We start from the raw sequence: 11,941 nt of genomic DNA, 5'->3' as shown, positions 1-11,941 counted from the left end.
ATTATAAGGAGAGTTACTTTTAATGGATAACAAAGCAAACAATTATGATATTCCCAAGAGAGATGGAAGTGTGTGGCCAGAAGATATCTGCCCGGCATACACACCAAGAGAGGATGCTATTCCAAGTATAAAAGGCTGCTGGTATTGTAAATATGCAGATTTTCATCTTAAAGAAGAAAGGGCACTTGAGGTAGGCATCTGCAAATGGCCAAAAAAAATTATTGATTAAGATGGAAATGAAAAATGATTTTTATAACACCAGTGCTTGGAATTATAGGCATAATAGGAGGACTGCCTGGAACTTGAAATGGTATTATGAAAGACCGGAAAAATTAACGATGCTATAATAATTTAGAAATACATAGTATCAAGGGGGGATTAGTTATGGCTGACCTTTTGTCCAATCCATATACATTGCTGCTATTAGGGGATATAGTAGCTCTTTTTGTGTACTATGCCATACATTTGAGTTTTTACGTGATGCGAGAATTCTTTAAGAAGCATAGGATTCTCGTATTTATGATATATGCATTAACTGTGCTGTCTTTCTTTTACGCCAATACGCTGGGAGTGATTTATATAAATCTGATAGCATCATACCTGGCATTCCTCATTCCATTATTCATTTGCTATAAAGTTAATAATATTCGAGGCATAATATATTTCATTTTCTATTTTGCTGCCCAGAGCGCAATTGAAGTATTCATCACGATTTATGTTCAAGGCGTTCAGAGTATGGATATGGTTAAGATAAACTATGACTTTATGACTCCTCAGAGCTATGGAATTATCTTGTCTTTGCAGATTATTGTGGTCAGAGTCATCTGTCTTTTCGGAAATAAGGATAAGGACAAGGACAAGAGGCTTGATAAGGAAATGCTTCCATATGTTGTGCTGCCAATCGCTACTATCATTATTTTGGTTCTTGATGGCAACAGATATCTTAGAGGAGAGGAATATAACCTTTCCCAATATACTGAACTTATGGTGGTTCTTGTAGCTATTAACATACTTGTCTTTGGATTTCTTGAAAAACACACAAGACTCATGAAAATGGAGATGGAAGCAAGGCAAAATGAGTTAAAGCTTCAATCAGATGCGGTTATTATGGAGATTGCAACCAAAGCCATGAGGGAACGACTTGCTATTTCTGAGAGCATCATGCAGCAGGACAGAGCCATGCGTCATGACAGAAGACATTTTGAGGCTCTTCTTCAAACTCTTTTACAGGATGGCAAGACGCAGGAAGCCCTGGATTGCCTTAATGAGAGGCTCAAACAGGAACCCCACTCTGTAAAAAGATATTGCGAGAATACTACACTTAATGCGGCAATCACACATTACCTGTCTATGGCCGAAAAAGAGAATATAAAGGTAAATATATCTGCTAATATCCCTGCAAATCTGAATGTGGATGAGATGCAGCTTGCCATAGTGATCAGTAACCTTATAGAGAATGCTATCCATGCTTGCGAAAAAGTTCCTGAGAGTGAGAGACGGATTGACATCACGGCAAGGTATAAAAGTCAGCTTCTGTTTGAAATCACGAACTCATGCGCTGAGGAAGTAAAGCTGGATGAGGAAGGACATCCGTTTAATACTGAGGAAGAGCATGGAATAGGAACTAGAAGTGTTCTTAACTTTATTAATCAGACAGATAGCGAGATTAGATATATAGCAGAAGAGAAGACTTTTAAGGTCAGGATGCTGATAAATTAAAGAATAAGTGTAAAACAGACCTAAATCAGTGAAACTGGGGTGGTCTGTTTTATTTTTGGGGGATAATAGTATTGTGAAAGGGAGAAACTGATTATGGTTACGAAGAAGGAACTAAAAGAATCACTAAAAGCACTTGGGATAGAAAATGGGATGACCTTGGAGGTACATTCTTCACTAAGCAGTTTCGGCGAACTAGAGGGTGGTGCAGAAACAGTGATAGATACGTTAAAAGAGCTTGTTACAACAGAGGGCAGTATTTTCATGCCTGCACTACGCCTAAGCCCAGAACTGCCGCTATCTGAGGAAGATAAAAAGCTTGGTGTTACGGTGAAAATAAAAGTACTTCCAGCTGATGCAGACAGGACAGCCATGGGAATAATTGCTGATACATTCAGGAAAATGCCAGACACCTATACGGGAACAGATACGATCAGCACTTCCGGTTGGGGAAAGCACGGAAAAAAGGCGGTGGAAAGCGGCCTCGATTATCCAATCCACAATGGAGGAAAGGCTCTTTTGCTGGGAGTTGATATATATAAATTGACAGCGATGCATTACGTGGAAAGTATCACACCTGAGGATATCAATAAGAGGTTTGAACCCAATGAGGAGATAAATCGAATATATCCCCCGGGGGAGTGGTTTATGGAAGCAGGGCATCCACCTGTAAAGGCATGGTACAAAATACAGGATATGGCTTATGAAAATGGACTTATCAGAGAAAGCTTTATCGGTGACTGCAAGGCAATGTTTTTTGATATATGGTCTGTAGTTTCTTTATATGAAAATGAATTAAGACAAGATCCTTACGGTCTATGGGGTATGAAAAATGAATAAACGGTTCAGACAATATATAGGCATAGTAGTTGCAATAGTTACGTATTATGTGGTTCATGAGGGTGCTCACCTTATCTGCGCCGCTTCTTTTGGCGTATTTAAGCAGATCATCTTTTCAGGGATTGGCATGCAGATAGATGTCTATCGTGAAAAGATGGAGGATTCCAGCTGGAATTCAGGAGAATTATATTCTGCACCAAGGGAATCTGTAAATGGCCAAATAAAATAATTGATTAGTATGAATGATCCGGGAGGTTACTATGAAAATAGAAACAGAGAGATTAATCCTCAGAGAATTCACAGTAGATGACTTTGATGCCTTATATGAAATATTATCCGATCCTGAGACTATGCAGCATTATCCGGCCCCGTTTGACAGAGAGAAAACTATGGGATGGATAACCTGGAATCTTGATAATTATAAAACTTATGGGTTCGGATTATGGGCAGTCACACTTAAAAATACAGGGGAATTCATAGGCGATTGTGGCATTACTATCCAGAATATTGACGGAGAATTGCTACCTGAAATAGGCTACCACATTAACAAGAAATTCTGGAGACAGGGATTTGCAAAAGAAGCTGCGCGCGCATGCAGAGACTGGGCATTTGAGAATACAGATTATGAGAAGATTTACTCTTATATGAAGTACACAAATATCGGCTCCTACTCAACGGCTATGGCCAATGGCATGAAAAAAGTGAAGGAATATCCTGATCCCAAGAATGAAATATCTTATGCATATGCTATTACGCGTACAGAGTGGGAAAAAGAAAGGGCTGAATAATGATCAAGAGTAAAACGAAATATGAAGCAACTCTAGAAGAAATAAAGGAGCTTTTCGCATTCCATAAACTTGGGAATGTGTCAGATATAGCACCACTTGGCAATGGAGAGTTCAATTCTGCATATAAGGTAATGCTTGATGATGGAAAGAGCTTTGCCCTCAAGATAGCTCCTCCGGAGGGTGCTACGGTTCTTTCATATGAGAAAAACATGATGGGATCAGAAGTGTTCTGGTATGAGAAAATGCATGAAAACACAGATATTCTTTGCCCGGAAGTATATGTGTCTGATTTTTCAAAAAGCATCGTAAAGAGTAACTGCTTCATCATGCAGATGATGGAAGGAGAGCCTTTGTGGGCTGTGAATTTTTCGGATCATGAATATGAAAACGTTCAGAAGCAGAAAATAGAAATGCTTGCCAAGATACACAGGATCAAAAATGACAGATTTGGCTACATACAATCCGGACTTCACGATACATGGTATGATGCGCTAAAGTCCATGGCGGGTAATCTTGTTAAGGATTGTAAGGCTCTTGGATACGAGACCCCTGATGGGGAGAAGTTTATCTCATATATTGATAAACATGCTGGGTTCCTCCGGAATGTACCTTGCCGAATGGTGAATTTTGATCTGTGGGACAGTAATGTCCTTTATCATGATGGCAAGATCTGCTGGATTGATCCTGAGCGAGGGTTTTGGGGTGATCCGGTAGCTGATTTTATTACTCTGGGTGCAGGACAAAAAGCACCACTTTCAGCCAAACAGAAAGAGCTGGATATTTACAACGAGACTGCAACAGAAAGGATAATTCTTTCTAAAGAGACTGAAGTTAGATATGCATTAGCGGTTTGTTACCTGGCCCTTATTGAAGAAGTAGAAAAATATGTAAGATATGAGCCGGACGAGCCAAACTATATAAGAAATACCAATGATGCAAGAGAAATGTATGACATGGCTTTTGATATACTTTAACTATGGATCGGGTATGAGTATGAGAGACGATGAACGCTGCAGGTTGTGACCTGCAGTGTTTTTTGTTACTCAAAAATCAGTGTAAAACTTATGCAAATCAGTGAAACAGACAGTTTAACGCTTCCGGACTGTTATGCTGTAAACATAACAAAGCCCGAGAATAAAGGAGATCAAATATGGAAAACAAGGCATTGGTTGTTATAGACCTTCAGAACGACATCACGAAGAACTACAAACTGATCGTAGAGCGTGTAAATACAGCTATTGACTGGGCATCAGAAAATGACATGCGCGTAATCTATATAAAACATTTTAATCTGTCTGAGAAAACAAGAACCTTTAAACCCGGCAGCAAGGGAGCTGAGCTGGTCCCGGAATTAAATGTAGTATCAGAGAATATTTTTGAAAAATCAAAAGCAAGTGCACTCACCTGTGAGGCGTTTTCGAACTTTATTGAAAATAATGAAATAAAAGAGTTCTATATCGCTGGAGCTGATGCAACGGGGTGTGTGAAATCTACAAGCTATAACCTTGCAAAATGCGGATACAAAGTGCATGTAATATCTGATTGTGTGACAAGCTATGATCTGAAGAAGTTGCCTGAGATGTATGATTATTATGCCAAAAAGGGCTGTGATGTATTAACACTTGCAGAGTGCAGGTAAAGTACTGAGAATGGTGGGAGAAATGCATTAGGCAAGTCTTCTGCGTGGGGCATAAGGGAAGACGGATATATGGAGATAGATATTTGTTTTCCATTGAAATGAATTATTATAAGTGCAGAACAGGCTCAAATAAGTGTATTTGGGTCTGTTTTATTTTGAGGATGATAGGATGAATCGGAAAGGGGAATGCTATCATGAATTATAAGATTTTTGGAAGTAAAACTGTAGATATCGTAATAGAAATGGGCCTTGGAGCATGCATAGCTGAATGGGAAGCGCTTGCAAGAGAACTTGGAGAGAATCACGGTGTGCTTGTCTATGAAAGAGCCGGGATAAATCACAGTGATAAGAGTGATAAAGAAAGAACGCCTACGAATATTGCTAAAGAATTAATGAATCTCCTGGATGAAATCCCGCATGATGAAAAGCTGGTGATAATAGGACATTCGCAGGGAGGACTGTATGCCAGCGAGTTCTGTGGTCTCTGTCCGGAGATGGTAAAGGGACTAATTCTTTTGGACCCATTAACTACAGAAGATAATAGATTTAAGAAGGAATTAACTGCGAAGGAGTTTAAAAAATCCGGAGTAGATAAGAGTAAAAACTTTATTTTTTTAGAAACGCTTACTAAGCTTGGAATGAAAGGCTTTGTAAAGAAAGTGATGTGTCAGGCACCGCCTTTTTATTACGCCAATTTTTCCATGGAGCAAAATGAGGATATCCTTAATTCGCTTGTAAATACCACGCATCTACGCACGTGCAGGGAAGAGTATAGGTTAGCTCACGATGGTGCATCGTTAAAAAATATGGTATCTAAGGAAAAATATCCTGATATTCCGATCATTCTTGTGACTCATTCATCTGAGGAAGCAATTAAGGAAAACATGGAATTTGGTGGAAACAGCCGTCCTTTTGCCGCCAGGATCGAACAACTGTGGCAGGAGATCATGAAAGAGTATTTAGGGTATTCGAAAAGAGCAATATGGATCCAGGCTAAGAAAAGCACTCATTATATTCACCTGACGGAACCGGAAATAGTTATAGAGAGCGTCAATACCTTAAATAATTGATATACTTAAGAAAGTAACAACATTCGGTAAAGGAAATTCAGTGATCGGCAAAATCTGTTGGATTGATCCTGAGCGAGGATTTTGGGGTGATTCGGTAGCTGATTTCATAACCTTAGGTACAGGACAAAAAGCTCCGTTATCAACAAAGCAGAAAGAGCTTGATATGAGGGAGTTATAGGTGAGCGACATGGTAATAGAAACTGATAGATTGATAATTAGAGATATAGAACTGCCGGATGGAGAGGCGTTTATTCATATGGCTTTGGATGGGAGCTTGAATGATGTAGGCTTTGGCAAAGATTGCAGTTACTGGATGGATGACTGGATTATAAAGGCACAAAATCTGGCGCGAGAGGACGATCCTCGAAAGAATTATCTTGCTTATGTGATTGAAGATAAAATAACAGGTTTGCCTGCCGGAGCTGTTGGATGTACATTTTATGAAGATTTGGAGAAAGTGGGCATTACTTATTTTATCGGAGCAGATTTTCGAAATAATGGATACGCTTCAGAAGCAATAAAGGCATATGTTTGTTATTTCTTTGAGCATTATGATGAAAATGAGATAATTGCCACTATCCGTGAGGATAATCTTCCATCTTGGAAAACGATAGAAAGAGTAGGCTTTTCTCTGACAGAGAAAAAAATGTACAGAGATATTAATGATGCAAAAGAAAAGCTATACCGTTTCTATTTGGCACAAAGAAATCAGCAATTTTAAGTTAATCGGACTGAAAATAGGACAGATTTGAACAGAAAATGACAGGATGAGTACTGACTGACCAGATATACTAATTGTGTCAGGGTAAAGGAAAGGCTGTTTCGAGTCGTTGGTGTATGTTTAGCAACGGCCGGAACGGAGTAGGAGATTGTATAAGATGGAGTGGCTTACCAGCATTCGCACAGCAATTGATTATATGGAAGAACATCTGAAAGACAACATCAGTGCGCAGGATGTGGCAGATCAGGTGTATATTTCTCCGTTCTTTCTTCAGAAGGGATTCTCCTTGATGACCGGATACGGAATTGGGGAGTATATCAGAAACCGCAGGCTGTATCAGGCAGCATTGGATCTGAAGAATACGGATGATAAGGTAATCGATATTGCATACGCTTATTGCTATGAGACGCCTGAGAGCTTCACAAAGGCATTTTCTCGCTTTCACGGTGTAACACCATCACAGGTCCGTGATGGGGCGGCTGTGAGGACGTTCCTTCCACTGACTGTAAAACTACAGGTTCAAGGAGGCGATCAAATGAATTGTAAAATTACAAAAATGTTCCAGTTTAAGGTTATCGGTTTTCAAAAGATATTTGATAATGATACTGCTTATCAGGAGATTCCAAAGTTCTGGGATGAGATTTGCGAGAAGTATGCAGCAAATGTTTATGCCGGGAATGCTCCGGCCAATCCTTATGAGAAGGCTATCGTAGAGAACTGCATTGGAGAGTATGGAGTCTGCATCGATGATATCGGAGAGGGAAAGTTTAGGTATCTTGTGGCTGGGAAGTATGCCGGAGGGGAAGTTCCTGAAGGAATGGTGGTTTATGAGTTTCCGATGGGTGACTGGGCAGTATTTGACTGCATCGGCCCTATTCCTGAGGCACTGCAGAGCCTGAATACACAGATTTTCAATGAGTGGCTTCCGGGTAATCCGGACTATGAACTTTGCGGGAATGCATCTGCAGAATGGTATGACTGTGTAAATGGCGAAATGACGGATAAGGATTATCACAGTGCAATCTGGATCCCCGTGAAGAAGAAAGATGGAAATAACTGATGCATGTCTTGGAGAGAAGAATCGGGCGACCGATTCTTCTCTCATTAACAAACATGATACCAGTTTCGCAAGATGAAAAGCATTACAATGAATGAGAATAAGAAATCCCTTGTGTGACTGTAATAAGTGCAGTGATGCTATTACTGAAGCACGGTACATCTCATAGTGGGCTTCTTTTTTCCAGGTGTGGAGAACCACATTGTCTTTTTCAATGTATTCAATCCTTGCGTAGTTACTTTCAAACATTACTTTTTCCGCATATGATTCTACTTCATTATTTTTTGTAAACAAAGTACCATGTAGGATTAGTGAAAAGCTAAAGTGCACTTATTTTGTTGTGTTTTACACCGAAGTGGGGACGGGGTTAGTGGTTCAACATGTATGTTCAGAAAAATAAGTGTAAAACAGGATCAAATATGTGTGTTTTGGTGTTTTTTTAATGGGTCTGTTAGGATAAGGAAGAGGTGAAATATGGAAATATTATATAAAGATATAAAAGATTTTAGAGCTGAAGATATTGAAAGATTGTTTTTGTCAGTGAACTGGGAGTCCGGACATTATCCAGAAAAACTGGTCAAAGCTATGCATAATTCGACCCATGTTGTATCAGCATGGGATGGTGACCGTTTGGTGGGGCTGGTTCGAGCATTGGATGATGGAGAGACAGTTGCATTTTTACATTATCTGCTAGTTGATCCTGAGTATCAAGGCTATGCAATAGGAAGAGAATTGATGAAAAGAATTCTGGCATGCTCTGAAAAACACTTGTATATCAAGGTAATGCCTTCAGATCCGAAAACAATACCATTTTATGAGAAATTTGGTTTTCAAAAATATGAAAACTATTCAGCAATGGTAATAAAGAATTTTGGATGATAGGCTAAGATTAATATAAAAGCAGACTTTAGATTAGTCGAGGGAGAACTGTTTTGAGTAAAAGGACGAGACAATACCTTGGATTGATTGTAGCTATAATTTCATATTACATGATTCACGAAGGAGCACATTTGTTATATGCAATGACCATCGGAGTGTATAAGCGGATCAACATGATAGGACTAGGGGTTCAGGTAGATGTATTTGCTGAGAAAATGACAGACATTCAGATGGGGGTGTTTTGCATTGTTGGTTCAGTGGCTACGCTGATAACTGGCTATATACTTGTAAGAATGATAGATATTTTGATCAAAGTTCCTTCAGATGTATTTAAGGCATGTATGTTCTACGTAACGATAATTATGCTATTTGTGGATCCGATATATTTATGCTTTCTGTATTCTTTATTTGGTGGTGGAGACATGAATGGGATATCACTTATCATTCCTGAAATTGCTGCGAGAATACAGTATGGATTCTTTCTTGCATTGAATACAGTGATCTTTATTAAAATAGTTTTGCCAAAATATAAAATAGCATTTCAACAGGAATAAGTTTTTTCAAAGGTACTGAATGCACGTGATGATTACAGGATGGGGTATCTCTGGAAGAACGATGAGCTTCTATTCCGCTGTGGGTTTCCGTCTCAGTTCTGACCCAATTTCATCCTATGTGGAAGATGAGCCATATGATCTTCAGATGGAATGTATTATTAAGTAAGAGCATAAAATCATGAGAATAGTGGGTGATTAAATTGAAATATATGTATATCATAATACCTTTAATACTGATTACTATCATATGTGACTTAATTCCTCCAAGTACCGGGCAACTGCCTAAGGGCCATGCGATAAGTGAGAAGACAAAATTAGACATAAATGGCACCAATATAGGGACGATCATCTTATCAGATAATGTTGACAACCCTGTGCTGCTTGTCTGCGGAGGCGGCCCGGGAATTCCGCAGTATCTGGTAGAGAGTTTATATCCATCGATACTCCCCGAGCATTTTACCGTGTGCTATTTCGATTACAGGGGAACCGGCCTGTCTTTTGAAAGTGATGCCAATCCTGATGATATGACGACAGAGAGATTTATCGATGATGCCATTTTGGTGACAGACTATCTCAGAGACCGCTTTGGACAGGAACAGATATATATCATGGGCCATTCGTTTGGAACCTATATTGCGTTAAATGTGGTTTCGCTTCACCCGGAGAAATATATCGCATATATGGCTATGTCACAGTGCTGTGATCAGCATCGCTCAGAACTTCTGGCTTATGATTACATGCGTTCTCAGTATGAGGCACAGGGTAACAACTCGATGATTAAGAAGTTTGATAAGTACAGGATACACGAGTCGCAGGAGGATTATAAAAAATATTCCGGCTCAGGTCTCAGAGACAAGGCCATGCATGAACTTGGTGTCGGGACGACATCGGACATGGATAATGTGATAACAGGCCTCTTTTTCCCAAGCCTTCGGGTAACAGCTTATACTCCGCTTGAGAGGATAAATCTGTGGAGAGGGAAGGCTTCTTCCGGTAAGTTTGCGGTTCATAATGAATCTAGGATGTTTAATGCGTTTGAAAGCGTCAGAAGCATTGATATACCGATCTGGTTCTTTGCCGGTGAGCATGATATGACATGCGCCACATCGGTGCAGAAGGAATACTACGAGGCGATACAAGCACCGGAAAAAGAGTTCTTTTTATATAAAGGATGCGCCCACAGTCCTATCTATGAGGATGGAGTAAGGACGCGGGAAATACTGAAGAAAATGCTTTAGCAGAAGTGATGAACGAACAGAAGGAGAGAATGCATGGAAACTTGCCGGCACCTGTTGAGCAGATGCTTGAGAGGAAACATGGATTGTTTGATTCTGAAGCTGTGGATTACAGATTTGATGAAGTGAATGGAGATGCGGCGGCTTTGTGCAAGTCGCTTCAAGAACATATCTTGGTGGGACAGTAAAATGATTAGACTTATGGAGAACATTGACTTAGCACAATGTGGCATGATTTATGCAAAAGCATTCCCCATGGAACATTGGGGAATAGATTGGACTGCAGAAAATGCAACAGAATATCTTCGCGATTTTTTTGAACAGAAAAGATTTGTTGGATATGTTTATGAAGAAAATGATGAAGTGTTAGGTTGTATATTCGCGCTTTGTAAAATTTCCGGAAGCAAAGAAGAGATTTACATTAATGAGATGGCGGTACTTCCCGAACGACAAGGGCATGGAATAGGTAAACAATTATTAAATGCAGTTAAAGATTACAGTAAAGAAAAAGGACTTGCAGGCATTGTTCTATATACAAGTGAGTATGCACCAGCGGCTAAGTTTTACGAAAAGAACGGATTTAAGTTATCAAATGGAACAATATGTATGTATTGCGAATAATTGAAAAGTTTTTGATGATAACACTGCTGATTTTAAAGCCCTGGAGACAAGAATTTACAGTATGCCTAAAGAAGGAACTTTTTTTGGAATACACTACAGAGATGAAAGTTCACCAATGACGAAGTTTGTGACAGTTATAAAAGGCAGAGGGTTGGATTACGTTATTGATCTGAGAGAAAAGTCGCCAACCTATCTTCAATGGGAGTCAATTGAACTATCAGAAGAAAATACCTTGGCTGTACTGATTCCTGCAGGTTTTGGTCATGCGTTTATATCATTGCAGAATGATACGATACAGCTATATTCTGTGGACAGAAGTGGCGACGATGCTCATTCAAAACAAATAAATCACAGAGATTCAAAAATCGGTCTCAAACTGCCCGTACCCATTTCCGAAATTTCGGATTATGATTTAAACGCTCCTTAATGCAGCAATAACACACTATGTAGCAGTTGCTGAAGAAAAGAGCATTAAAGTAAATATATCTGCTACTATACCTGCTGATTTGAATGTGGATGAGATGCAGCTTGCCATAGTGATCAGCAACCTTATTGAAAACGCTATTCATGCCTGCGAAAAAGTTCCAGAGAATGAGAGAAGAATCGACATCAATGCCAGATATAAGAGTCAGCTCTTGATAGAAATCAGCAACTCATGTGCAGATAAAATCGTCCTGGATGCAGAAGGACACCCATTTAGTAATGAGGAGAATCATGGAATAGGAACCAGAAGTGTTCTGAATTTCATAAATCAGACTGATAGCGAGATAAGATATATAGCTGAAGAAAAGGCCTTCAAAGTCAGAATGTTGGTCAGTTAA

17 protein-coding genes are annotated in these 11,941 nt (G+C 39.4%); all 17 read left to right on the top strand.

Annotated features, from left to right (window positions below):
• Positions 1 to 22: 22 nt before the first annotated feature.
• The 17 genes from G622_RS0120745 to G622_RS24075 all read left to right on the top strand — a co-directional run bounded on the left by G622_RS0120745 (position 23) and on the right by G622_RS24075 (position 11,941).
• Positions 23 to 229 carry a hypothetical protein gene (locus tag G622_RS0120745; RefSeq protein ID WP_026512232.1) on the top strand — a complete coding sequence of 69 codons (207 nt, stop codon included), beginning with the start codon at positions 23 to 25 and terminating at the stop codon, positions 227 to 229.
• A gap of 155 nt (positions 230 to 384) precedes the next feature.
• On the top strand, positions 385 to 1,719 hold the full coding sequence (locus G622_RS0120740; RefSeq protein ID WP_026512231.1) for a sensor histidine kinase: 1,335 nt from the start codon (positions 385 to 387) through the stop codon (positions 1,717 to 1,719).
• Between the two features lie 93 nt (positions 1,720 to 1,812).
• Positions 1,813 to 2,556, top strand: a complete 744-nt coding sequence (locus G622_RS25035; RefSeq protein WP_026512230.1) for an AAC(3) family N-acetyltransferase — start codon at positions 1,813 to 1,815, stop codon at positions 2,554 to 2,556.
• Positions 2,549 to 2,785, top strand: a complete 237-nt coding sequence (locus G622_RS0120730; protein ID WP_026512229.1) for a hypothetical protein — start codon at positions 2,549 to 2,551, stop codon at positions 2,783 to 2,785. Before G622_RS25035 ends, G622_RS0120730 begins: the two co-directional genes overlap by 8 nt.
• A 31-nt stretch (positions 2,786 to 2,816) precedes the next feature.
• A complete protein-coding gene (locus G622_RS0120725) occupies positions 2,817 to 3,344 on the top strand; it encodes a GNAT family N-acetyltransferase (protein ID WP_026512228.1) in 528 nt (175 codons plus the stop codon).
• A complete protein-coding gene (locus G622_RS0120720) occupies positions 3,344 to 4,318 on the top strand; it encodes a phosphotransferase family protein (protein WP_026512227.1) in 975 nt (324 codons plus the stop codon). Before G622_RS0120725 ends, G622_RS0120720 begins: the two co-directional genes overlap by 1 nt.
• A gap of 176 nt (positions 4,319 to 4,494) precedes the next feature.
• Positions 4,495 to 4,983, top strand: coding sequence for an isochorismatase family cysteine hydrolase (locus G622_RS0120715; RefSeq protein WP_026512226.1), 489 nt, complete (start codon positions 4,495 to 4,497; stop codon positions 4,981 to 4,983).
• A gap of 194 nt (positions 4,984 to 5,177) precedes the next feature.
• Positions 5,178 to 6,053, top strand: a complete 876-nt coding sequence (locus tag G622_RS0120710) for an alpha/beta fold hydrolase (protein ID WP_026512225.1) — start codon at positions 5,178 to 5,180, stop codon at positions 6,051 to 6,053.
• A gap of 187 nt (positions 6,054 to 6,240) precedes the next feature.
• A complete protein-coding gene (locus G622_RS0120700; protein ID WP_242833038.1) occupies positions 6,241 to 6,774 on the top strand; it encodes a GNAT family N-acetyltransferase in 534 nt (177 codons plus the stop codon).
• Between the two features lie 157 nt (positions 6,775 to 6,931).
• Entirely contained in the window at positions 6,932 to 7,834 is a 903-nt protein-coding gene (locus tag G622_RS0120695; RefSeq protein WP_026512223.1) for an AraC family transcriptional regulator, read from the top strand.
• Between the two features lie 471 nt (positions 7,835 to 8,305).
• On the top strand, positions 8,306 to 8,710 hold the full coding sequence (locus G622_RS0120690) for a GNAT family N-acetyltransferase (protein ID WP_026512222.1): 405 nt from the start codon (positions 8,306 to 8,308) through the stop codon (positions 8,708 to 8,710).
• A gap of 53 nt (positions 8,711 to 8,763) precedes the next feature.
• Positions 8,764 to 9,264: a hypothetical protein gene (locus tag G622_RS0120685; protein ID WP_026512221.1), complete on the top strand. Its 501-nt coding sequence runs from the start codon at positions 8,764 to 8,766 to the stop codon at positions 9,262 to 9,264.
• Between the two features lie 191 nt (positions 9,265 to 9,455).
• Entirely contained in the window at positions 9,456 to 10,502 is a 1,047-nt protein-coding gene (locus G622_RS24095; RefSeq protein ID WP_049946004.1) for an alpha/beta fold hydrolase, read from the top strand.
• Between the two features lie 8 nt (positions 10,503 to 10,510).
• Positions 10,511 to 10,687, top strand: a complete 177-nt coding sequence (locus G622_RS26290; RefSeq protein ID WP_155994906.1) for a hypothetical protein — start codon at positions 10,511 to 10,513, stop codon at positions 10,685 to 10,687.
• Position 10,688: 1 nt separating this feature from the next.
• Entirely contained in the window at positions 10,689 to 11,120 is a 432-nt protein-coding gene (locus tag G622_RS25030) for a GNAT family N-acetyltransferase (RefSeq protein WP_049946003.1), read from the top strand.
• A 61-nt stretch (positions 11,121 to 11,181) separates the two neighbouring features.
• A complete protein-coding gene (locus G622_RS24080; protein WP_049946002.1) occupies positions 11,182 to 11,547 on the top strand; it encodes a dTDP-4-dehydrorhamnose 3,5-epimerase family protein in 366 nt (121 codons plus the stop codon).
• Between the two features lie 94 nt (positions 11,548 to 11,641).
• The gene (locus G622_RS24075) at positions 11,642 to 11,941 is read left to right on the top strand and encodes a GHKL domain-containing protein (RefSeq protein ID WP_026512220.1); all 300 of its coding nucleotides are present in this window, start codon (positions 11,642 to 11,644) and stop codon (positions 11,939 to 11,941) included.

Source organism: Butyrivibrio sp. LC3010, from assembly GCF_000424385.1.
GTDB lineage: Bacteria > Bacillota > Clostridia > Lachnospirales > Lachnospiraceae > Butyrivibrio.
This window is presented reverse-complemented; position numbering and strand designations above follow the sequence as displayed.